21 protein-coding genes are annotated in these 22,871 nt (G+C 62.0%); 9 read left to right on the top strand and 12 right to left on the bottom strand.

From position 1 onward, the window contains the following. Positions 1–105 precede the first annotated feature (105 nt). The gene (locus tag ACZ5TH_RS05250; protein WP_464794853.1) at positions 106–1,311 is read right to left on the bottom strand and encodes a saccharopine dehydrogenase family protein; all 1,206 of its coding nucleotides are present in this window, start codon (positions 1,309–1,311) and stop codon (positions 106–108) included. A gap of 122 nt (positions 1,312–1,433) precedes the next feature. On the opposite strand from ACZ5TH_RS05250, the gene ACZ5TH_RS05245 reads away from it, so the two are divergent. Then, a complete protein-coding gene (locus tag ACZ5TH_RS05245; protein WP_464794852.1) occupies positions 1,434–1,832 on the top strand; it encodes a DUF1801 domain-containing protein in 399 nt (132 codons plus the stop codon). A gap of 55 nt (positions 1,833–1,887) precedes the next feature. Here the strand turns inward: ACZ5TH_RS05245 and ACZ5TH_RS05240 are convergent, their stop codons facing one another. Then, the gene (locus ACZ5TH_RS05240) at positions 1,888–2,235 is read right to left on the bottom strand and encodes a GFA family protein (RefSeq protein WP_464794851.1); all 348 of its coding nucleotides are present in this window, start codon (positions 2,233–2,235) and stop codon (positions 1,888–1,890) included. A gap of 74 nt (positions 2,236–2,309) precedes the next feature. Between ACZ5TH_RS05240 and ACZ5TH_RS05235 the strand changes: the two genes are divergently transcribed. Further along, positions 2,310–2,984: a hypothetical protein gene (locus ACZ5TH_RS05235; RefSeq protein ID WP_464794850.1), complete on the top strand. Its 675-nt coding sequence runs from the start codon at positions 2,310–2,312 to the stop codon at positions 2,982–2,984. A 6-nt stretch (positions 2,985–2,990) separates the two neighbouring features. Here ACZ5TH_RS05235 and ACZ5TH_RS05230 read toward each other — a convergent pair whose 3' ends face one another. The 4 genes from ACZ5TH_RS05230 to murI form a co-directional block, all read right to left on the bottom strand. Then, positions 2,991–4,574 carry a cisplatin damage response ATP-dependent DNA ligase gene (locus ACZ5TH_RS05230; protein ID WP_464794849.1) on the bottom strand — a complete coding sequence of 528 codons (1,584 nt, stop codon included), beginning with the start codon at positions 4,572–4,574 and terminating at the stop codon, positions 2,991–2,993. Next, positions 4,574–5,566 (bottom strand): ligase-associated DNA damage response exonuclease, encoded by a 993-nt coding sequence (locus ACZ5TH_RS05225; RefSeq protein ID WP_464795065.1) that lies wholly within the window; start codon positions 5,564–5,566, stop codon positions 4,574–4,576. The genes ACZ5TH_RS05230 and ACZ5TH_RS05225 overlap by 1 nt, the downstream gene beginning before the upstream one ends. 50 nt (positions 5,567–5,616) lie before the next feature. Continuing rightward, the gene (hemA, locus tag ACZ5TH_RS05220; protein ID WP_464792112.1) at positions 5,617–6,837 is read right to left on the bottom strand and encodes a 5-aminolevulinate synthase; all 1,221 of its coding nucleotides are present in this window, start codon (positions 6,835–6,837) and stop codon (positions 5,617–5,619) included. 154 nt (positions 6,838–6,991) lie between these two features. Next, positions 6,992–7,795: a glutamate racemase gene (murI, locus tag ACZ5TH_RS05215; RefSeq protein ID WP_464795064.1), complete on the bottom strand. Its 804-nt coding sequence runs from the start codon at positions 7,793–7,795 to the stop codon at positions 6,992–6,994. Positions 7,796–8,065: 270 nt separating this feature from the next. On the opposite strand from murI, the gene plsY reads away from it, so the two are divergent. The 3 genes from plsY (at position 8,066) to topA (ending at position 12,374) form a co-directional block, all read left to right on the top strand. After that, positions 8,066–8,665, top strand: a complete 600-nt coding sequence (gene plsY, locus ACZ5TH_RS05210; protein WP_464794848.1) for a glycerol-3-phosphate 1-O-acyltransferase PlsY — start codon at positions 8,066–8,068, stop codon at positions 8,663–8,665. Next, entirely contained in the window at positions 8,662–9,744 is a 1,083-nt protein-coding gene (gene dprA, locus ACZ5TH_RS05205) for a DNA-processing protein DprA (protein WP_464794847.1), read from the top strand. The genes plsY and dprA overlap by 4 nt, the downstream gene beginning before the upstream one ends. A 74-nt stretch (positions 9,745–9,818) precedes the next feature. Further along, positions 9,819–12,374: a type I DNA topoisomerase gene (gene topA / locus ACZ5TH_RS05200; RefSeq protein ID WP_464794846.1), complete on the top strand. Its 2,556-nt coding sequence runs from the start codon at positions 9,819–9,821 to the stop codon at positions 12,372–12,374. Between the two features lie 57 nt (positions 12,375–12,431). On the opposite strand, the gene era is transcribed toward topA, so the two are convergent. From era to lepB, 4 genes are all read right to left on the bottom strand, one after another. Continuing rightward, the gene (gene era, locus ACZ5TH_RS05195) at positions 12,432–13,340 is read right to left on the bottom strand and encodes a GTPase Era (RefSeq protein WP_464794845.1); all 909 of its coding nucleotides are present in this window, start codon (positions 13,338–13,340) and stop codon (positions 12,432–12,434) included. Positions 13,341–13,376: 36 nt separating this feature from the next. Beyond that, the gene (locus ACZ5TH_RS05190; RefSeq protein WP_464794844.1) at positions 13,377–13,664 is read right to left on the bottom strand and encodes a GIY-YIG nuclease family protein; all 288 of its coding nucleotides are present in this window, start codon (positions 13,662–13,664) and stop codon (positions 13,377–13,379) included. A gap of 77 nt (positions 13,665–13,741) precedes the next feature. Then, entirely contained in the window at positions 13,742–14,455 is a 714-nt protein-coding gene (gene rnc / locus ACZ5TH_RS05185) for a ribonuclease III (protein WP_449472417.1), read from the bottom strand. Then, positions 14,410–15,234: a signal peptidase I gene (lepB, locus tag ACZ5TH_RS05180; RefSeq protein WP_464794843.1), complete on the bottom strand. Its 825-nt coding sequence runs from the start codon at positions 15,232–15,234 to the stop codon at positions 14,410–14,412. Before lepB ends, rnc begins: the two co-directional genes overlap by 46 nt. A 179-nt stretch (positions 15,235–15,413) precedes the next feature. Between lepB and pgi the strand changes: the two genes are divergently transcribed. Further along, on the top strand, positions 15,414–16,919 hold the full coding sequence (gene pgi, locus ACZ5TH_RS05175; protein ID WP_464794842.1) for a glucose-6-phosphate isomerase: 1,506 nt from the start codon (positions 15,414–15,416) through the stop codon (positions 16,917–16,919). A gap of 67 nt (positions 16,920–16,986) precedes the next feature. Beyond that, positions 16,987–18,333: a glutathione-disulfide reductase gene (gor, locus tag ACZ5TH_RS05170; RefSeq protein ID WP_464794841.1), complete on the top strand. Its 1,347-nt coding sequence runs from the start codon at positions 16,987–16,989 to the stop codon at positions 18,331–18,333. 1 nt (position 18,334) lies between these two features. Here gor and ACZ5TH_RS05165 read toward each other — a convergent pair whose 3' ends face one another. Then, positions 18,335–19,051, bottom strand: coding sequence for a 2OG-Fe dioxygenase family protein (locus tag ACZ5TH_RS05165; protein WP_464794840.1), 717 nt, complete (start codon positions 19,049–19,051; stop codon positions 18,335–18,337). 72 nt (positions 19,052–19,123) lie between these two features. After that, positions 19,124–20,539: a helix-turn-helix domain-containing protein gene (locus ACZ5TH_RS05160; RefSeq protein ID WP_449472408.1), complete on the bottom strand. Its 1,416-nt coding sequence runs from the start codon at positions 20,537–20,539 to the stop codon at positions 19,124–19,126. Positions 20,540–20,661: 122 nt separating this feature from the next. Between ACZ5TH_RS05160 and ACZ5TH_RS05155 the strand changes: the two genes are divergently transcribed. Both ACZ5TH_RS05155 and mce read left to right on the top strand, forming a co-directional pair. Beyond that, positions 20,662–22,194: an acyl-CoA carboxylase subunit beta gene (locus ACZ5TH_RS05155; protein WP_464795063.1), complete on the top strand. Its 1,533-nt coding sequence runs from the start codon at positions 20,662–20,664 to the stop codon at positions 22,192–22,194. An 88-nt stretch (positions 22,195–22,282) separates the two neighbouring features. Continuing rightward, on the top strand, positions 22,283–22,720 hold the full coding sequence (mce, locus tag ACZ5TH_RS05150) for a methylmalonyl-CoA epimerase (RefSeq protein ID WP_464794839.1): 438 nt from the start codon (positions 22,283–22,285) through the stop codon (positions 22,718–22,720). Positions 22,721–22,871: the final 151 nt, after the last annotated feature.

The raw sequence follows: 22,871 nt of genomic DNA, 5'->3' as shown, positions 1-22,871 counted from the left end.
AATACTCCGTCATCCCAGCGCAGGCTGGGATCTCAGGTGGTCGGGCACGGCGTGACGGCACGAGACCCCGGATCAAGTCCGGGGTGACGATCCCTTACGGGACCGTCAGAAGTCCAGCGGCGCGGCTAGTTCCTTCACCTGCCAGGGCAGGCCGTGCTTGTTCAGCATGTCCATGAAGGGGTCGGGATCGAACTGTTCGATGTTGAACACGCCTTCGCCCTTCCATGCGCTGGTCAGCATCATAGCAGCGCCGATCATCGCCGGGACGCCGGTGGTGTAGCTGACCGCCTGATTGCCGGTTTCGGCATAGGCGTCCTCATGGTCGCAGACGTTGAGAACATAGACGGTCTTTTGCTTGCCGTCCTTCATGCCGGTCGCGATGTCGCCGATGTTGGTCTTGCCCTTGGTCGTGGAGCCGAGGCTCGACGGTTCGGGGAGAACGGCTTTCAGGAACTGGAGCGGGATGATTTCCTGCCCGTTGTAGGTCACCGGATCGATGCGGGTCATGCCGACATTCTGGAGGACTTCGAGATGCTTGAGATAGGCATCGCCGAAGGTCATCCAGAAGCGGATACGTTTGATTTCCGGGTAGAATTTGGCGAGTGATTCCAGTTCCTCATGATACATGAGGTACATATTCTTTTCGCCGACAGACTCGAAATTGAACGCCTGCTTGTGCTTGAGCGCCGGGCCTTCGACCCACTTGCCGCCTTCCCAGTGGCGCGAGGGCGCAGTGACTTCGCGGATGTTGATTTCCGGGTTGAAGTTGGTGGCGAAATGCTGGCCGTGGTCGCCGCCATTGCAGTCCAGAATGTCGAGCGTGTCGATCCGGTCGAGCAGATGCTTCTTGATGTAGCTGGCGAAGACGCTGGTGACGCCGGGGTCGAAGCCCGAACCCAGCAGCGCCATGATGCCCGCCTCCTTGAAACGGTCCTGATAGGCCCACTGCCAGCCATATTCGAACTTGGGCGTGTCGCGCGGTTCGTAATTGGCGGTGTCGAGATAGTCGGTCTTGGTCGCGAGGCAGGCGTCCATGATCGCGAGGTCCTGATAGGGCAGGGCCAGATTGACGACGAGCTTGGGCTGGACCTTCTCAATGAGGGCGATCGTCTCTTCGACATTGTCGGCATCGACCTGCGCCACGTCGATGGTGACGCCGGTACGCGCCTTCACCGATTCGGCGACCTTTTCGCAACTGACGATGCGGCGACTGGCGAGCGTGATATGGCTGAAAATGTCACTGTTCATCGCCATCTTGTGAACTGCGACAGACCCGACGCCGCCTGCGCCAATGACCAGAACCTTGCTCAATTCCACTGCTCCATGACTGAACCGCGCGCGCCGCGCGAAAGCGCCCATATAGGGGCTGTGCGTGACAGCGCAAAGTCAGTCTGGCAGAAGCGGGAACCTTCATCGAGGGATGGGCCGAACGGATGAGCGATGAACAGCAGGCTTCCGCACTGATCGACGCGCGGATCGCGGAACTTGGCGACTGGCGGGGCGCGATGCTGGCGCGGGTCCGGGGGCTGATTAGAGAGGCTGATCCGGCGGTTGTCGAGGAATGGAAATGGCGCGGCGTTCCGACCTGGAGCGATTCCGGGATCATCTGCACGGGTGAGACTTACAAGGCGGTGGTGAAGCTGACCTTTGCCAAGGGGGCTTCGCTGGATGACCCGGCGGGGCTGTTCAACGCGAGTCTTGAGGGCAATGTCAGGTGCGCGATCGATATCCGCGAGGGTGAGGATATCGATGCGGAGGCGTTCAAGGCGCTGGTGCTTTCGGCGGTTGCGCTGAATGAAGCGAAGCCGCCAAGGGGTAGGAAGAGGGCTTAGGCCACACTTTCATGCGCCTCTGCGCGAGCGGAAATGTGGTGCGCGCGGTGCCGTCCTAGAAGCTGGCGCCGTCGACCTTCTTGATCTTGAGCGCGTCGATATCGACCGAGGGCACGCAGCGCAGGTTGATGGCGCGGGTCGGGCCGTCGGGGGAATTGCCCTCAGCGAAGGACTGCGTGCCGCAGATATTGCAGAAGCGGTGCGTGATCTTGTGCTTGTAGAATTGATAGTCGGTCAGCTTGTCCTCGCCGCTGTCGAGGGTGAACTGGTCGGCGGGAATGAAGGTGAGGAGGAAGCCCTTGCGGCTGCAATGGGAGCAGTTGCAGGACATGGCTTCGGTGGGCCCGTCGGCGGCTACGGTGAAGGTGATTGCGCCGCAGTGGCAGCTTCCGGTGTAAGGCATTATCCGTTCTCCTAAGCTTGCAGGCTAGCGGAGGCGAGCTAAAAGGCGAAGCACCTTTTCCGAGCGGCACTCGCATGAATAGTATCGATTCCCTTCACGGCTTGGTTTGGCATCTTGAATGCATGTCGCTCTCAGGTAGGGAAATCGAGAATTTTCATCCTCCCGCTGATTCGTTTCAAATGCGGATGCATTATTCGCTTTACCTAACTAACTTGATGTCGGCGATCGACATGGTTGCTGAATGGTGCGGTGAGCCTTTTAATAGCGAATTGCTGGATGGTTTGAAGACTCCATCGCTGTCGGGGTCTGACATCCTTGGCTATGTACGCGAACTTAGAAACGGAGTGGTTCATAGAGGTGTAGATCCCACAAATGGAGGCACTCAAATAAGTGGATGTGTTTGGGCGGTATCTCCGCCTACGGTTAAAGATCGCAAAGGCGTTCGAAGTTATTCTGCACCCACGCCGTTGTTGCGCGATCTATTTATACATTGTGAAGTCCGGGCAAAGCCAATTATCAAGCGTTTCATACAACCGAATGTGGAAAGGCTTAATTCGATCTCCCCGGACGCCATGCTTGCCGATATATTCGGTACCATGGAAGCCTTTCCTCACGTGCCGGATTGGGTAACGGAGATGGCGCGTGAGCACATAACAACAGAAATATTAGAAATGGCTCGAACTCATCATTGGGGAAAGCTTGACGATTTGCTCAGGCCATCAGCGGATCAACCGCTCGTTCAAATGTAGATAGGATCAACTCACCAACCGCCGCAACCCCTCCACAGTATCCGCCTCCCCAGCAGGCTTATCCCGCCTAATCCGCGCGATCCTTGGGAAGCGCATGGCGAGGCCGGATTTATGCCGCTTGCTGTCGTGGATGCTGTCGAAGGCGACTTCGAGGACAAGTGACTTTTCCACCTCTCGCACGGGGCCGAAGCGGTTCACCGTGTTCGTGCGCACGAAGCGGTCCAGCCATTTCAGTTCCTCGTCGGTGAAGCCGCTATAGGCTTTGCCGACGGGGAGCAATTCGCCTTCCTCCGTCCAGCAGCCGAAGGTGTAGTCCGAATAGAAGGACGAGCGTTTGCCGTGGCCGCGCTGGGCGTACATCATGACGCAATCGGCGGTCAGGGGATCGCGCTTCCATTTATACCAGAGCGCGGCCTTGCGTCCGGCGACATAGGGGCTGTCGCGGCGCTTGAGCATGACGCCTTCGATGGCTGCGTCGCGGGCGCCTGCGCGGATTTCGGCGAGGGTGTCGAAGTCGGGGGCGGTGATGAGGGCGGAGATGTCGAAGCGGTCGGGGTTGAGGGTCGGGACGAGGGCTTCGAGGCGGGGGCGGCGTTGGTCCCAGGGGAGGGGGCGGAGGTCTTCGTCGGCGTGGAGGAGGATATCGTAGAGGCGGACGAAGGCGGGGTAGTCGGCCATCATCTTGGCGGTCACCGCCTTGCGGCCCAGGCGTTGCTGGAGGGCGTTGAAGCTCGCCGCTTCTCCGCCCTGAAATTCGCCTTTGACGAGGAGTTCGCCGTCGAGGACTGCGTGGGCGGTGAAGGCTTGTGCGATTTCGGGGAAGCTGCCGCTGATGTCGTCTCCGGCGCGGCTGTAGAGGCGGGTCTGCTCGCCCGTGCCGACGATCTGGATGCGGATGCCGTCCCATTTCCATTCGGCGGCAAAGTGGGTCAGGTCCACGCTGTCGGCTTCGAGCGGGTGGGCGAGCATGAAGGGGCGGAAGAAGGGCGTGCCTGCGGGGTCGGGGCGACCGGACCTGCCCTCGGCCCAGTCGAACAGGGCGGTGTAGGGCGGGGAGAGGGCGTGCCAGCATTCCTCCACATCATCGACATCGAGGTTGAAGGCTTGGGCGAAGCCGGTCTTGGCGAGGCGGGCGGAGATGCCGACGCGCAGGCCTCCGGTGGCGAGTTTGAGGAGGGCGAAGCGGCCGGAGGCGTCGAGATGGTCCATCATTTGCGCGAGGGTGTCGGGGGCGGCGGCGCGGCTGACATTGTGGAGGCGATCGACTATGGCGGAGAGGGTGAGGGTGGCGTCGTCTATTTCCGCGGGCTGGTCTTCGGGCTTGGGCCAGAGGAGGGCGACGGTTTCAGCGAGGTCTCCGACATAATCGCGGCTCATTTCGTAGAGGACCGGGTCGGTGCGGGCGCGGATCATTTCGCCGATGGCTGAGGCTTTGACGGCTTTTATGTCGAGATTGCCGGTTAGGGCGGCGAGCGCCCAGCCGCGATCTGGGTCGGGGGCGGTGCGCATGTAGCGGGCGATGAGGTCGAGCTTGCCGTTGCGGGAGCGGGTGTAGACGAGGCCGTCGAGGAGTTGGGAGAAGGCGCGCATTAGCCCTCATCCTCGTCTTCGCGGCCGACCAGTTCGAGGGCGCGGGCGCGCATCTGGTGGGTCATGCACCAGTGGAGCAGAGCTTCTTCGCGGCCGTGAGTGATCCAGGTTTCGGATGGAGCGACTTCGCGGATGGTGCTGGTCAATTCGTCCCAGTCGGCATGGTCGGATATGACGAGCGGCAGTTCGACATTTTTCTGACGCGCGCGCTGGCGCACGCGCATCCAGCCTGACGCCATGGCGGTGATGGGGTCGGGCAGGCGGCGGCTCCAGCGGTCGTTGAGGGCGGAAGGGGGCGAGACGATGAGGTGGCCTCGCATCTCCTTTGCCGGGATGCCCGTCGCGGGGCGGAGTTCGCCAAGGTCGATGCCGAAATCCTGATAGAGCGCGCACATGCGCTCCATCGCGCCGTGGATGTAGATGGGGTCATGATGGCCGCGCGCGCGGACTTCGCAGATCAGGCGTTGGGCTTTGCCAAGTGCATAGGCGCCGACGAGGACGCAGCGGTCGGGATGGGCGTGGAGGGCGGCGAGCAGGCGGTCGACTTCGCTGCCTGTGTCAGGGTGGCGGAAGACGGGCAGGCCGAAGGTCGCTTCGGTTACGAAGATGTCGCAGGGGACTGGTTCGAACGGTTTGCAGGTGGGGTCGGGGCGGCGTTTGTAATCCCCGGTGACGACCACCCTCTCCCCCGCATGTTCAAGCAGGATTTGCGCCGAGCCGAGTACATGGCCTGCGGGAATGTAGGAGATGTCCACCCCGCCCATGCGAATCTGCTCGCCGTAGCCGACGGGCGTCCCGCTCGCCGTGCCGTAGCGCAGCGCCATGATGGCGAGCGTTTCTTGCGTCGCCCAGACATGGCCATGGCCGCCGCGCGCATGATCGGCATGTCCGTGCGTGACGAGCGCACGCTCGGCTGGCTGTGACGGATCGATCCAGGCGTCAGCGGGGCGGACGTATATTCCGGAGGGGTGCGGTTCGATCCAATGGGGCATATCCATCCAAGAAGATGGGAAACGCCCCTATAGTTCCGCAAGAGGTCCGGTTAGGCGGCCTTCTTAAGTTCCAGCTCCAGCCGATCCCAGATTTCGACGAGCGCCTGAACCAGGTCCTGCATCATTTCCACCGTATGTGCGGGGCCGGGCGTGAAGCGCAGCCGCTCGGTGCCGCGCGGGACGGTGGGGTAGTTGATGGGCTGCACATAGGCGCCATATTCGGCGAGCAGGATGTCGCTGATCCGCTTGGCCTTGACTGGATCGCCGACCATCAGCGGGACGATGTGGGTGACGGACGGCATGACCGGCAAGCCCGATTCCGCCATCAAACGCTTGAGCGTAGCAGCGGCGACCTGCTGGCCTTCGCGCTCTTCATTGGACTGCTTGAGGTGGCGGACGCTCGCGAGGACGCCCGCGACGAGGACGGGCGAAAGTGACGTGGTGAAGATGAAACCGGGCGCGTAGCTGCGGATCACATCGACGATCATCTGATCGGCCGTGATATAGCCGCCCATGACGCCGAAAGCCTTGCCCAGCGTGCCTTCGATGATGGTGAGACGATGCGCGACGTCATCGCGTTCGGAAATGCCACCGCCATGCGCGCCGTACATGCCGACCGCATGGACTTCGTCCAGATAGGTGAGCGCGTTGAACTCGTCGGCCAGGTCGCAGATTTCGGCGATGGGGGCGACGTCGCCATCCATCGAATAGACGCTTTCAAAGGCGATCAGCTTGGGAGCGTCGGGATCTTCTGCGGCGAGCAGCTCGCGCAGATGATCGACGTCATTGTGGCGGAAGACGCGCTTTTCACAGCCGGAATTGCGGATGCCCGCGATCATCGACGCGTGGTTCAGCTCGTCGGAAAACACGATGCAACCGGGCAGCAGCTTGGCGAGGGTGGAGAGCGCCGCTTCGTTCGACACATAGCCGGACGTGAAGAGCAGGGCCGCTTCCTTGCCATGCAGATCGGCCAGTTCAGCTTCCAGATCGACATGATAATGGGTGTTGCCGCCGATGTTGCGGGTGCCGCCGGAGCCTGCGCCGACATCGTGCAGCGCCTCTTCCATCGCGGCGACGACCTTGGGATGCTGGCCCATGGCGAGATAGTCGTTGGAGCACCAGACGGTGATGGGCTTCGGGCCATTATGGCCGTGGAAGCAGCGGGCGTTAGGGAAGGCACCCTTGTTCCGCAGAATATCGATGAACACGCGGTAGCGGCCTTCGCTGTGAAGCCGGTCGATCGCCTGCGCGAAGATATGCTTGTAGTTCACGTAACGCCCTAGTCCCTTAGTGGCCCGCATTCCCCTCTTGCGGGCGTTTACCTGCTGCCGCGCGTCATTACCAGCGATAACCGTTCGCAGCGTTAGGGAGAAATACCTATCACGATGATAGAGGAAATTGGGAGTGGACCAAAGGTCTCACCCCTCAAAGCGCTTCCATCTGGGTAAGGCCGAAGTCAGCCAGCGCCGGGGCGAGCGTCGCGACGCTATTGTCGAGGCGCGTGAACACGGCTTTTCCGGACGGGGGGGAGGCTGGCCAATCCTGTCCTTGGGTCAGGTAGGCGATGCGGCGCGCGATGCCCTCCCCGCCGTGGACGAAGGTGAGGGGCCTGGGCGCGGCGGCCGCGAGTTCCGCCTCCACCAGCGGGAAGTGCGTGCAGGCGAGCACCACCGTGTCCATAAGGTCGCCGCCGGGCTGATCGAGAAGGCCAGCAAGAGCGTCGCGGGCGATAGCGGGGTTCAAAGGTTCGCCACGCAGCTTGGCTTCGGCCAGCTGGACAAGGGCGGCAGAACCGTGACGCAGGACGGTGCAGTCTGCTCCGAACTCGGCGGTGAGGCGATCGACATAAGGCTGGCGCACGGTGGCGTCGGTGCCTAGCACGCCGAATACGCGACTTTTGGAAAGAAGCGCGGCTGGTTTGATCGCGGGGACGGTGCCGACGACGGGGATGTCCAGCGCGGCGCGGACAGCGGACAGAGCGATGGTCGAGGCGGTGTTGCAGGCGATCACGGCCAGGCGGGGGCGGAAGCGTTCGACCAAGCGGCCGAGCAGCGCGGGCACGCGGGCGGCGATCTCCGCCTCGCCCTTCGTTCCATAGGGGAAGCCTGCGCTGTCGGCGGCATAGACGATAGGGGCGTTGGGCAACGCTGCGCGTGCTGGCGCGAGGATGGAGAGCCCGCCAACGCCGGAATCGAAGAAGAGCAGGGGGGCTGATGGGGCGACCTTCATTATGGCGCACATGTCGCGGGTGAGGATGAGGCTGTCAATATTGGGGTTTCCTGATCCTCCCTGCGCCGAAGGCGTGGGGAGGGGGACCGGCCGAAGGCTGGTGGAGGGGAAAAAGGCGCGACCTTTGCATTTCCCCTCCACCGCCCGCTTTGCGATCGGTCCCCCTCCCCATGCGCGGCATGGGGAGGATTTGTTTCGGTTGGAGCAGCTTCGCCATTGCCCCCCACGGCGGCAACGCTATGGTCGCGCCGCAATCATTTCGGCGAGATCATGAATCCTCCCTGGCTACTTCCCGCATTCGTCCTGCTGATATCCTATCTGTTGGGGTCCATACCCTTTGGTCTGCTATTGACGCGCATCACGGGTGCCGGAGATTTGCGGCAGATCGGGTCGGGCAATATCGGCGCGACCAATGTGCTGCGAACGGGGCGCAAGGGCTTGGCGGCGGCGACCTTGCTGCTTGACTTGCTGAAGGGTGCGGCGGCCGTACTGATCGGCGCGGCGTTGATAGACAATGGCGGGCCGATGGCCGGCGCGATGGCCTTTATCGGGCATTGCTATCCTGTGTGGCTGCGCTTTGCGGGGGGCAAGGGCGTAGCGACGATGATGGGCGTGGTGACGGCGCTGCACTGGCCTGCGGGAATAGTTTTTGCGCTTGTATGGCTCGCGGCGCTGTTCGGGACGAAATGGTCTTCAGTCGGAGGCATGGCGGCCGGGATCAGCGCCCCGATCGCGATGTGGTTCATGGGCCGGATCGACCTGATACCCGTCACGCTGGCAATGACGCTGATCCTGTTGTGGCGGCACCGGGCCAATATCGCGCGGCTTGCGAAGGGGACCGAACCCAAGATCGGGGCTGCCAGAGAGTGAGTGAGCAGGAGCGGTTCGATCGCCTCCGCCTGATCCGTTCGCCCCGCATCGGGCCGGTTACTTTCCGGCAGTTGATGGCGCGCTTCGGAAAGGCGGGAGATGCTTTGCGGGCGGTGCCGGAGCTTGCCGCAAGAGGCGGCGGGAAGGCGGCAGTGGCGGAGGCAGGCGCCGTCGAGCAGGAGATTGCCCGCAGCCGGGCGCTTGGCGCGCGCTACCTGCTGATGGGGGATCAGGATTATCCGTTTCTGCTGGAGCAGATGGATGGTTCGCCGCCTGCGTTGATTGTGCGCGGCGATGTGGGACTGGCGGGGCGGCAATGCGTGGCCATGGTGGGTGCGCGAAATGCTTCTGCCGCCGCTTGCCGTTTCGCGCGGACGCTGGCGCAGGAATTGGGGCAGCAGGGCGCGGTGGTGGTGTCGGGCCTCGCGAGGGGTATCGATACGGCCGCGCATCAAGGGTCGGTGGGAACCGGAACGATCGCGGTTATCGCCTGCGGCATCGATGTCGTGTTTCCGCCAGAAAATGGCGACTTGCAGGAGCAGGTCGCGAGTGAGGGTTTGCTGGTTACCGAGCATCCTCCCGGTACGCAGCCGCTCGCGCGTCACTTTCCGGCGCGTAATCGCATTATCGCCGGATTGGCCGCAGGGACGGTGGTCGTGGAAGCGGCGCCGAAGTCGGGATCGCTCATCACGGCGCGCCTTGCTGTCGAGGCCGGGCGGGAGGTCATGGCGGTGCCGGGATCGCCAGCCGATCCACGGGCGCAAGGTTGCAATCACCTGATCCGCGAAGGCGCGACGCTGGTGCAGAATGGCGCGGATGTGATCGAGGCAATTGGAGGCATCGACGCGCGCATGGTGCGGCAGGGGCGGCTCGACTTTAGCGGCGCGCCGGTCTCGTCTGATGTGGCGGGCCAGGAGCGGGAGGTCGTTCTGGGACTGCTGGGCCATGCGTCGGTGCCTGTCGATGAAGTCATTCGTCTATCCAGCCTTTCCCCAGCCATTGTTCAGACCGTGCTGCTGGAGTTGGAATTGGCAGGGCGGCTGGAACGTCATGCGGGCGGCAAGGTAAGCCTGTCGTGACGCTCTTGACGCGGGGGGCAACCGCCTTCCAGACTCGCGCGTGTACGTGAGAGAACTCAAAAACCGGGGCATTAATGCAGCTTGTCATCGTTGAATCGCCTGCCAAGGCGAAGACCATCGAGAAATATCTGGGCGGCGATTTCCACGTCCTCGCCAGCTATGGCCATATCCGCGACTTGCCGCCGAAGGACGGGTCGGTGGACCCCGACGCGGGCTTTGCCATGCAGTGGGAGAATTATGGCGACAAGGGCAAGCAGCTCAAGGCCATCACAGATGAGGCCAAGAAGGCGACCCGATTGATTCTCGCGACTGACCCTGATCGCGAAGGGGAAGCGATCAGTTGGCATGTGCAGGAAGTGCTGCGCGCGAAGAAGGCGCTGCCTGCGACCGTGGACCGGGTGACCTTCAACGCGATCACCAAGGCCGCAGTGCTGGACGCGATGGCGAAGCCGCGAGCGCTGGATGAAGATCTGATCGACGCCTATCGGGCGCGGCGGGCGCTGGACTATCTGGTGGGCTTCACGCTGTCGCCGGTATTGTGGCGTAAGCTGCCGGGGGCGAAATCCGCCGGACGCGTGCAGTCGGTGGCGCTGCGTCTGGTGGTTGAGCGTGAGCGTGAGATTGAGAGCTTCGTCGCTCAGGAATATTGGTCGGTCGCGGCTGAAATGGAGCAGGGCGGGCAGGGCTTCACTGCGCGGCTGGTGCGCTGGAAGGGCGAGAAGATTGACCGGCTGACCATCGGCAAGGAGGGCGATGCCATGGCCGCGAAGGCGGACGTGGAGGCCGGGCGCTTCACTGTCGAGAAGGTCGAGACGAAGCCCGTTTCGCGCAATCCTCCCGCGCCGTTCACGACATCGACTTTGCAGCAGGAGGCTGCGCGCAAGCTCGGCTTTTCCGCCAGCCATACGATGCGGATCGCGCAGCAGCTCTATGAGGATGGCGCGATCACCTATATGCGTACCGATGGCGTGCAGATGGACGGCAGCGCCATTTCCGCCGCGCGCAAGGCGATTGCGGAGCGTTATGACGGCGGTTACCTACCGGAGAAACCGCGCCAATATCAGACCAAGGCCAAGAATGCGCAGGAAGCGCACGAAGCCATTCGCCCGACCGAATTTAATCGCGACAAGGTTGGATCGGGCGATCATGCGCGGCTCTATGACCTGATCTTCAAGCGCGCGCTGGCGAGCCAGATGGCTTCGGCGCGGCTGGAGCGGACGGTGATCGATCTGGTCGATGGCACGGGGCAGCATGCGCTGCGCGCGACAGGTCAGGTTGTGATCTTTCCGGGCTTCCTCGCGCTCTACGAAGAAGGGCGCGACGATGCCGAGGATGATGACAGCAAGCTGCTGCCGCGTCTCGTGGCTGGCGACGCGCCTGCCAAGAAGAAGGTGACGGCGGAGCAGCATTTCACCCAGCCGTCGCCGCGTTATTCGGAAGCATCGCTGGTCAAGAAGCTGGAGGAGCTGGGGATCGGGCGGCCTTCCACCTATGCCTCGACTCTGCAGGTTCTCAAGGACCGCGACTATGTGCGGGTGGAGAAGAACCGATTCTTCGCCGAGGAGAGCGGACGGCTGGTGACGGCGTTCCTTGAGCGCTTCTTCGAACGTTATGTCAGCTACGATTTCACGGCGGGCCTTGAGGACGAGCTGGACGAAATTTCTGGCGGCCGAGCGCAATGGCAGGCCGTTTTGGAAGCCTTCTGGCGCGACTTCAAGCCCAAGACCGCTGAGGTCATGGAGCAGAAGCCGTCGGACATCACGGCCGAGCTGGACAAGTTCCTAGAGCCGATGCTGTTCCCGCCGAAGGCTGACGGCAGCAATCCGCGTGCCTGCCCTATATGCGGCGACGGACAGCTGGCTTTGCGTGGCGGACGGTTCGGGGCCTTCATCGCCTGCTCCAACTATCCGGAGTGCAAATTCACGCGCAAGTTCGGGCAGCCGGGCGGCAGCGATGGCGGTGATGACAAGGGGCCGGAGGTGCTGGGGCAGCATCCCGAAACCGGACAGGACATCGTGCGCAAGTCCGGGCGCTTTGGTCCCTATATCGAAATGGGCGAGGGCAAGGAGGCCAAGCGCGGATCGATTCCCAAGGACCTGCCCGATGGCGAGATGACTCTGGATTGGGCGGTGAAGCTATTGAGCCTGCCGCGTGAGGTCGGGCTGCATCCGGAAACGGGCAAGCCGATCGTAGCGAATATCGGACGCTTTGGACCTTATCTGCTGCATGACGGCAAATATGGTCGGCTGTCTTCCACCGCCGAAATTTTCGAGGTGGGGATGAATAGCGCCGTCGCCAAGCTAGCCGATGCGGCGAACAAGGGCGGGCGCGGTGGCGCGTCGCGCGAGCCGTTGAAGGTGCTGGGCAAGCATCCGCGTACCGAGGCCGAGATCAAGTTGATGGCGGGGCGTTATGGTCCTTATGTCACCGACGGCACGACCAATGCGACCTTGCCCAAGACGATCGAGCAGGATGCATTGACGCTGGAGGAAGCGGCGCAGTTGATCGATGCGCGGGCGGCTGCGGCGCCTGCGAAGAAGGGTAAGAAGAAGGCGGCGCCCAAGAAAGCTGTGGCTAAAAAGCCAGCGGCGAAGAAGGCTCCGGCTAAGAGGAAGGCGGCGGCGGAGTAATCCGCCACCGGAATAAGCAGCGTGCTCCTGCCTGCGCAGGAGCACGTGGCTCCAAGACTACTCCACCCAATCCAACCCGATGTCGCGGTAGATGAAGCGGTCGTCTTCCCAATCTTCCTTCACCTTGACGTGGAGGTAGAGGTGGACCTTGACGCCCAGCAGCTGCGCCAGTTCGGCGCGAGCCTTTGAACCGATTTCCTTGAGGCGCTGACCGCCCTTGCCGAGTACGATGGCACGCTGGCTGGAACGGCCGACAAGGATCTGCTGATGGATTTCGACCGAGCCGTCTTCGCGTTCCTTATACTGTTCCGTATCGACTGCGGCCGCGTAAGGCAGTTCGGCGTGGAGCTGGTGATAAAGCTGCTCGCGGGTGATTTCGGCGGCCAGCATGCGGTCGGTTGCGTCGGAGACCTGATCTTCCGGGAAGTGCCAGGGGCCTTCGGGCATGGCATTGGCGAAGGCGGTCTTGAGCTCGGGCAGGCCGTCGCCGGTCGCGGCGCTGATGAAGAATGTCTCTTCGAAGCCAATCCGTTCGTAAAGCTTCTGGGTGTGGACCAGCAGCTTCTCTTTGATAGCGATATCGACCTTGTTGAGGATCAGCCATTTGCGTTCAGGGCGATGTATCAGCGCTTCGATGATCGGCTCCATCTTTGAGCCGAGGCCCGCCTTCCCATCGACAATCAATGCGATCAGGTCAGCGCCTTGCGCGCCGCCCCATGCAGCCTGAACCATCGCGCGATCAAGGCGGCGCTTGGGGGCGAAGATGCCGGGGGTGTCGACCAGGACAATCTGCGTGTCGCCTTCGATAGCGACGCCCATGACGCGGGTGCGGGTCGTCTGCGCCTTGGGGCTGGTGATCGCGACCTTTTGGCCGACCAGTGCGTTGACCAGCGTGGATTTACCAGCGTTGGGGGCGCCGACTATGGCGATGACGCCGCAGCGTTGGTGAGGTTCTGAAACTTCCAAACTATACTCCGTTCGCGCTGAGCTTGTCGAAGCGCCTTACTTATCTTTGTTCGAGTGCGCGAGGATCGAAATGAGATCCCAGTCCTCGCGGATGAGCGCGAGCTTTTTTGCACGGCTCCAGCCCTTGATCTGGCGCTCTGCTTCAATCGCCTCGATACGCGTGCTGAAGTCTTGTGACCAGACCAGTTTAACGGGACGCCGAATTTGGGTGTAGCTTGCGATCCCTCCCGCTTCGTGTTGAGCTACGCGGATTTGTAGATCATCCGTGTGGCCGACATAAAAGCTTCGGTCGGCGCAATGGAGCATGTAGGTGTAGAAGGCCATCTTCGCTCAGAAAGGAAGTAAAGCGCTTCGACAAGCTCAGCGCGAACGGAGGTTGGGGAACATGGGAGAAACAGGACTCAGCCGTTCAGCTTATCCAACAACGCCTTCGCCGCAGCCGTCTCCGCCTCTTGCTTGCTTCCCCCCGTTGCGCTCGCTTCACCTGCGCCCTTGATGCTCACGGTCACCGTGAAGCGCAGCGCATGGTGTGGCCCGGAGCGGTCAGTCATCGCATATTCCGGGGGTTTGCGGCGGTTGGCGGCGGCCCATTCCTGAAGGGTGGACTTGGGATGCTTTGGCGCGCTTTCCTGCGTGTCCACGCGGTCGGCCCAGAGACGACGCACCAGCCCACGGGCATCGTCAATGCCTGCTTCCAGATAAAGCGCGCCGATCAGGGCCTCCATGACGTCACCCAGCACATTGTCGCTGTCGGCCGCGCCGTCGTCGCGGGCTTGTTTACCCAGGATAAGATGCGTGGGGACGCCAGCCGCGCGCGCTACTTCGGCGCACGTCTCACCCGACACCAGCGCGTTGAAGCGGCGCGACAGCTTGCCTTCGGGTTCCCCCGAGAAACGCTCATAAACCCATTCGGAGACGATCAGGCCAAGCACCCGATCGCCGAGAAATTCCAGCCGCTCATAATTGACGGCATTCGCGCTGCCATGGGTAAGCGCCTGACGGAAAGGCGCCTCGTCCTTCGGCGCTCGTCCGATCAGCCCGGCGAGCCAGCCAGACGTGTCGGCCTTTGTCAAAAGCCTTCCCCGATCCGGTTCCAGCGGGCTGCGGTGAACCATGTCCAGGGGAGCAACCAATTGGCGCTGCCATCGGTGGAGAAGACGGAGATCATCGCCTTTCCAACCAGATTTTCCTCGGGCACCAGCCCGATGCCGCCGCCTTCAACCGCCGGGAAGCGGCTGTCCGCGCTGCGATCACGATTGTCGCCCATCATGAACAGATGGCCCTCGGGCACCAGCACCGTGTCGCGGTCGTCGGCGGCGCCGTCCGGCACGAGATCGAGGACGTTGTAGCTTTTGCCGCCGGGCAATGTCTCACGATATTGCGGGTAACGGCACTGACGCCCGCCGCTCGCTGCATCTTCCTCAAACTTCGGGCGGTAACAGGGGGAGGGGCTGCCCTCCTTGGCTGCGGCATCGATCATGTTAGGTGAGACTGGGATGACGAGGTCGGCGACCCTCTGTTTCCGAATGGCCTGACCGTTCAGATAGACCGTGCCCCCGCGTACCGAAATCATGTCGCCGGGCAGGCCGATCACCCGCTTGATATAATCAATCTTCTGGGTAGGCGGCGCCTTGAAAACCACCACATCGCCGCGCTGGGGCGTGGATGCTAGGATGCGGCCGGGGATCAGCGGCAAGTTGAAAGGCAGCGAGTAGTGCGAATAGCCATAGGGCCATTTGGCAACGAGCAGATAGTCGCCGATCAACAGGCGGGGCTGCATCGATTCAGACGGTATATTGAACGGAGAGACGATGAAGCTGCGCAGGACAAAGACGAACACCGCCAGCTTAGCGAGAAACCAAAGGAAGTCCCGCGTTTCGGATTTTGCGCTCATGCTATATTGTCTAGTCCTTCGATCCGCCTTGAAAACAGGCCGTTGCGGCTTTTGCTGCGTTGTAAACCCGCCGTCAAGCATAGCGGGCGATGCATTGGCCGTCACGCTTGGGAAAGAGACGGAAGAATCGACAGGTGCGGCGTCGTCGCTAACCACGGAAAAAAGAGGATTTACCCTTCATGTCCAGCTCTGCACTGGAGGCCATTGCGGCCCTCCCGCAGCCCGAATTGAAGTCCATCTTCACAGCGGACCCGAACCGGCTGAGTAAGTTCACGCTGACCCAGGGGCCTATCCGTTTCGACTGGTCCAAGACGCATCTGACCAGCGATCTGCTGGACGGCTTTCTGAAGCTGGCCGAGGAGAAGGACTTCGCCAAATGGCGTGACGCTTTTTTCGCGGGTGAGCCCATCAATAATAGCGAAGGTCGCGCCGCCGAGCATCCTGCCGAACGGGGCGAAGGCAATGCGGAAAGCGTGTCGCGGGCAAAGATGCTGCATGCCCGCATGCGCGCGCTGATCGACGCGATCGAGGGGGAGGCGCTAGGCCCGATCCGTCACATCCTGCACATCGGCATCGGCGGGTCGGCGCTGGGGCCGGACCTCATCATAGACGCGCTGGGCGGCGACGGCGCGCGCTATGACGTGGCGATCGTGTCCAATGTTGACGGGACCGCGATGGAGCGGGCGATCGCGCGCTTCGATCCGGAAGCGACACTGATCGCCATTGCGTCCAAAACCTTCACCACCACCGAAACCATGCTCAACGCCGCAAGCGCGATCAACTGGCTTGTCGAGGCCGGGGTGGATGATCCCTATGGCAATGTGATTGCGCTGACCGCCAATCCCGACAAGGCGATCGAGTGGGGCGTGGATGAAACGCGAATCCTGCCATTTTCCGAGACGGTGGGTGGGCGTTATTCGCTCTGGTCGTCCATCGGCTTCCCTGCTGCGCTGGCGCTTGGCTGGGACGCGTTTGAAAGCCTGCTGGAAGGCGCGGCGGCCATGGATCGGCATTTCCGGCTGTCCGATCCTGCTCATAACGCTCCCCTGATCGCGGCTTTTGTGGACCAATATTATGCGCGTGTCGTGGGGTGCCAGACGCGCGCGCTTTTCGCCTATGACGAGCGGCTGCGGCTGCTGCCATCCTATCTCCAGCAGCTGGAGATGGAGAGCAACGGCAAGAGCGTGACGCGCGATGGCCAGCCTGTCGATGGGCCGACAGCGCCGATTACATGGGGTGGCGTGGGCACGGACGCGCAGCATGCCGTGTTCCAGCTTCTGCATCAGGGGACTATCGTGGCGCCGGTCGAATTCGTCGCTTCGATCGAGCCTGGCCATGCTCTGGATCCGGCGCATCATCGGGCGCTGCTGGTAAACTGCTTCGCGCAAGGGGCGGCGTTGATGCGGGGGAAGGAGAATGCGGACGATCCCGCACGCGCCTATCCGGGCAATCGGCCGTCCACCACGATCCTGCTGGAGGATGTGACGCCCGATGCGCTGGGCGCGCTGATCGCCTTTTACGAGCATCGTACCTTTGCCAACGCCGTGCTGATGGGGATCAATCCCTTTGATCAATTCGGCGTGGAACTGGGCAAGGAAATGGCCAAGTCGATCGAGGCGGAAGGGGCAAAGGGCTTTGACCCCTCGACCATGGCACTGATCGAGCTGGCGCTGGGTGGCGCGTAAAACCCCAAGATGATTGTAACTCCGCTGGATAGCCGCCATATCCGGCCTCCATCCAGCGGAGAGCAGCATGACCGACTACGATTTCGACCTTTTCGTCATTGGTGCGGGATCGGGAGGGGTTCGTGCGTCGCGCGTGGCAGCGGCGCATGGCGCGAAGGTCGCCGTCGCCGAGGAATATCGGGTCGGCGGCACCTGCGTGATCCGGGGCTGCGTGCCCAAGAAGCTCCTGATCTACGGCGCCCATTTCGCCGAGGATCTGAAGGATGCGCGACGCTTCGGCTGGCATGTCCCCGACTGCGATTTCGATTGGAAAGTCCTGCGCGACAATGTGCTGGCCGATGTCGATCGGTTGGAAGGGCTCTACAGGAACACGCTGGAGAGCCATAAGGTCGAGTTGATCGCGGAACGCGCCACGATCACCGGGCCGCATTCGGTGAAGCTCTCAAGCGGCCGTGAAATCAGCGCCAGATATATCCTGGTCGCGACGGGGGCCTGGCCCGCTATCCCGGAGATGGAAGGAGCGGAACATGGCATCACGTCCAACGAAGCCTTTCATCTGGAGGATGCGCCCAAGCGGATGGTGATTGTCGGCGGCGGCTATATCGCCAATGAATTTGCGGGCATATTCCATCAGCTTGGCAGTCATGTGACCATCGTCAACCGATCATCGACGCTGCTGCGCGGCTATGATGAGCAGATCCGCGATCGGCTGCTCCAGATATCCACGATGAAGGGCATCCAGTTCCGCTTCAATGCGGAGATGGATCGGATCGAGAAGAATGACGATGGCACGCTTTGCATGCATTTCAGCAATGGCGACCCCATCCCCTGCGACACGGTGATGTTTGCGACGGGACGCCAGCCGCACGTCGAGGGCTTGGGCCTTGAAAATGCAGGCGTGGAGCTGGACGACAAGGGTGCGATCAGGGTCGATGAATATAGCCGCACGAGTTGCGAGAGCATCTATGCGGTCGGCGACGTTACGAACCGGCTGCAATTAACGCCGGTCGCCATCCGGGAAGGTCATGCTTTCGCCGACACGGTGTTTGGCGACAATCCCAGGACCGTGGATTATGACTGCGTCCCGTCCGCCGTATTCAGTCATCCGCCCCTGGCTGGCGTAGGATTGACCGAAGCCCAGGCGAAGAACAAGCTGGGGACGGTGAAGGTCTATACTTCAGACTTCCGCCCCATGAAGAACGTTCTTGCGGGCCGGGACGAACGCGCGCTGTACAAGATGGTGGTGGATGCGACCACAAACCGCGTGGTCGGGTTGCACATGATCGGGCCGGATGCGCCGGAGATTCTACAGGCTGCGGCGGTGGCGGTGAAAGCGGGACTGACCAAGCAGCAGTTTGACGACACCGTGGCCCTTCACCCGAGCATGGCCGAAGAACTGGTCCTGCTGAAATAGGTCAGCGGGCCGCCGCGAAGGTCACGACCAGCGCGTCGCGCCACGCGGCTTGCCGTGGATCGATCGGACGGATTTCGGTGACGCCGTGCAGGATGCGGCGGTCGTCTATCAACACCGTATCCCCCGGCCGGGCGAGGGTGAACTCTCCCAGCGCCGTACCATCGGGCGCGCCGATGCGGGTCACGCCTTCGTCCACATTGCGCCGCTCGATCAGCATCACCAGGACCCAGTCCACTCCGTCGCGGTGGAGTCCCTCAGGCGTCGGGCGGCCGATATGGTCCTCGCGCGTTTCGATGCGGAACTGGTGCATTTCGACGTGCCACTCCCGTGCGCTATCGGCTCCGAAGTTTGCCGAGCAAAAAGCAAAGATCGCCTGCGTGACAGGATTGTCGATCGTCTCCTGATGGACAGGGTCGAACCAGCGCTGCACGTCTCCGTTAAGGGGGTTATAGTCGCGGCTCTGAAAATGTGGCTGGTGCGGCTTGCGCGTAAAATGTGCCTGCTCACAGCGAAATGCGGCATGCCGCCGCCGACGATAACGTCCCCCGTCTGCCATGTAGAGATCGGGACCAAGGTCATTCCAGCTATCGGCGAATTGCGCCCAGCATCCTGCATCGGCTTTCAGCATCGCCAGCATATGAGGTCCGGCGATGCGGGCAAAGCCATCGCGCATTAGGTCTGCCTGCAATTCGGCGCCGTGAAAAAGGCCGTGGTCCATAAGTCCGATCTTAAGCAGCCGGAGAAGCCCGCAAAGGGCCAGTTTTCGCAAGCTGGGTGCTGGCGTAGCGGATCAGCCGATCCAGTAAGGCACAATCTGGCGGTTGTCCGGATCGACCCGGATCGGCCGGTCGGCGGGCGGGAAGGCGCGCTGGTCGCAGCTTTGGCGCGGGCAGAGGCGGCAGGTTATGCCGATCGGCGTTGCTGCCCCCTCCATCTCCAACTGTAGCCCGTCGGCATAGACGAAGTTCGCCGCATGGGCGACTTCGCATCCCAAAACAACGGCGTAGCGGCGCGGGGTGCGCGAATAGCTGCCCGAAGGCTTTACCAAACCCTTGGCCATGGACACATAACGCACGCTGTCCGGCGTTTCGCCGAGCTGGACATTGATGCGGTCGGGTATCGCGACGGCTTCATGTACGTTCCACAAGGGGCAGGCGCCACCGAAACGGGCGAATTGCAGGCGGGTGGCGCTGTGCCGCTTGGTGATGTTACCCGCCATGTCGACGCGGCAGAAGAAGAAGGGGATGCCGCGCAGCCCCGGTCGCTGAAGGGTTGAGAGGCGATGGCAGGCCTGTTCAAAACTGACGCCGAAGCGACGGCTGAGGCGATCTATGTCATGGCGGACTTCCCGCGCGGCTTGCCGGAATTGGGCATAGGGCATCAGCAGGGCGCCCGCCGCATAATTGCCCAACCCTATGGCGAGGAGGCGGTCGGCGCCTTCCACCGGCAAGGCGGCCCGGTTCACGACGTCGGCAATCACGGCCTGCCCCTCCAGCATCATTAGCTGATGGGACAGCATGAACTTGCGGCTTTCCGTTGGGAGAGCCGCGTTCACGAACAGGCGGCGATCGTTCGATGAGTAGGCACGCAGGGCGGAATCGGGCGTGTCGGCGATCAGCGTTTCAATGCCGTGGCGGCGGGCGAGAGCCTCCACCAGCATGCCTTCGTCCAGAACTTGCCCGGCCGTGAAGCTGGAGGCCATGTCTTCCGCCAGGCAATCGAGCGCGTGGACATAATTGCCCGCCTCATGAAACCAGTCGCGCGCCGCTTCCCAAGGCAGGCGGGCCTGCACCTCATGATCGTTGGCAATCGCCTCCTCGATCATGTTGATGCGCTCATTCGCGCGCATATGGGCGTTGTAGAGGTCGATGTAGCGGGCTGCGAACTCCGGGAATTGGAGGTGCAGCTTCTCGATCCTTTCCGGCTCCATCAAAGGGCCGGGAAGCTCGGGATGGGCCAGCGCATAGGTGAAGGCGCCGAGCAACTGCTCTTCCTCGCGGCTGTCGAAGCTGGCCCAATCAGTGGGGAAGGCGCTGGCAACGGCAGCCTTTACCTTGGCGGTCAGGGGGCGGTCGTCATTTTCCAGCTGGCTGAGATAAGAGACGGAAATCCCCAGCGCCTGCGCCATGGTCGCCTGGTCCATGCGGTGGTCCAGCCGCAGCTGTCGCAGCCGTGGACCTGCGAAAATACGATTGCCTCTTGCCATGCCTGGCTCATAATTTGCGAAATGGTGATTTGCAAATTGGCAAATTTGCATTTGCGAAAAAGGTGAAAGCAGGGAAAGGGGGCAATATAGCCGACCGTGCCGTCACCGGAGAGATATTCTATATGTCGAAGCTCGCCATCATCGAACAGCTGGAAGCCAAGCGCGAGGCCGCGCGTCTGGGCGGTGGCCAGCGCCGTATCGACGCGCAGCATGCCAAGGGCAAGCTGACCGCGCGGGAGCGTCTGGAAGTCCTGCTGGACGAAGACAGCTTTGAAGAAGTCGACATGTATGTCGAACATAACTGCGTCGACTTCGGTATGGACGAGCAGCATATTCCGGGCGATGGCGTCGTCACCGGATCGGGCACGATCAACGGCCGCTTGGTCTTCGTCTTCAGTCAGGACTTCACCGTTTATGGCGGCGCGGTGTCCGAACGGCACGCGATGAAGATCTGCAAGATCATGGATATGGCGCTGAAGGTCGGCGCGCCCGTGATCGGCCTTAACGACTCCGGCGGCGCACGCATTCAGGAAGGCGTGGCTTCGCTCGCGGGCTATGCCGAAATCTTCCAGCGCAATGTGCTGGCATCCGGCGTGGTGCCGCAGATCAGCGTGATCATGGGGCCGTGCGCGGGCGGCGCCGTCTATTCGCCTGCTATGACCGACTTCATCTTCATGGTGAAGGATTCGAGCTTCATGTTCGTCACCGGCCCTGACGTGGTGAAGACCGTCACCAACGAGATCGTCACGCAGGAAGAGCTGGGCGGCGCGGTGACCCACACGACCAAGTCGGGCGTGGCGGACGTGGCTTTCGAGAATGATATCGAGGCGCTGCTGGCGACTCGCGATTTCGTGGACTTCCTGCCCGCATCGAACCGGGAGCCGGTGCCCGAGCGGCCGAGCGCTGATGCGTGGGACCGCATGGAGGAGAGCCTGGACACGCTCGTCCCGGCCAATGCGAACCAGCCCTATGATATGCATGAGCTGATCCGCAAGGTCGTGGACGAAGGCGACTTTTTCGAGGTTCAGCCTGCCCATGCGGGCAACATTCTCTGCGGTTTCGGACGGATCGAAGGCAAGACGGTTGGGATCATCGCGAACCAGCCGATGGTTCTGGCGGGCGTGCTGGACATCAACTCATCGAAGAAGGCGGGGCGTTTTGTCCGCTTCTGTGACGCGTTCGAAATCCCGATCGTGACCTTCGTCGATGTGCCGGGCTTCCTGCCGGGCACCGCGCAGGAGCATTCGGGCATCATCAAGCATGGCGCAAAGCTGCTGTTCGCCTATGCCGAGGCAACCGTGCCCAAGATCACCGTCATCACGCGCAAGGCCTATGGCGGCGCTTATGACGTTATGTCGTCCAAGCATCTGCGCGGTGACCTCAACTATGCGTGGCCGACTGCGGAAATCGCGGTGATGGGTGCGAAGGGGGCGGTCGAGATCATTTTCCGCGGCAAGACGCCGGAAGAAATCGCGGAAAAGACAAAGGAATATGAAGACCGCTTCGCCAATCCGTTCGTGGCGGCGGGCAAGGGCTTCATCGACGAGGTGATCCAACCGCATTCGACCCGCAAGCGGATCGCGCTGGGCCTGCGCAAGCTGCGCAACAAGAGCCTAGAGAATCCGTGGAAGAAGCACGACAATATTCCGCTTTGATTAGATAAGCGTCATGCCAGCGGAAGCTGGCATCTCGTGCCTCACGAGACCCCAGCTTTCGCTGGGGTGACGAAGTAGGGAAGATGTGATGAAACTCGGTCGCTTGAACCATATCGGCGTGGCGACGCCTTCGTTGGAAGTCTCGCTCGCTTACTATCGCGATGTGATGGGCGCGACGCTGACGCATGAGCCGTTCGACCTGCCCGCGCAGGGGGTGAAGGTATGCTTTGTGGATACGCCGGGGGAGAACGGCACTGAAGGCACCCAGATCGAACTGATCGAACCTTTGGGTGAGAACAGCCCGATCCACGGTTTCATCGCCAAGAACCCGGCGGGTGGGCAGCACCATATGTGTTATGAGGTGCCCGACATTCATGAAGCCAAAGCGTGGTTCGAAGGGCTGGGCAAGAAGGTGCTGGGCGAACCGCGCATCGGGGCGCATGGGACGCTGATCTTCTTCGTTCACCCCAAGGATATGAACGGGGTGCTGACCGAGATCATGGAGACGCCGAAAGAGGCGCATTGAATTCACCCCTCCCGCAAGCGGGAGGGGCAGCGAGACTTGGGTCTGCGCAGCAGGCCCTAGTCGCAGCGGGGTGGGCGAGACAGCCCGCTCCAACTTCGGCTAGGCGGCAAGCCGCCAAGCCTGCGTATCCTCTCCCGCCTGCGGGAGAGGA

The organism is Sphingobium sp. TomTYG73 (genome assembly GCF_055394245.1).
Note: the sequence above shows the minus strand (reverse complement) of the source record. Positions and strands in the feature narration are given on the sequence as shown.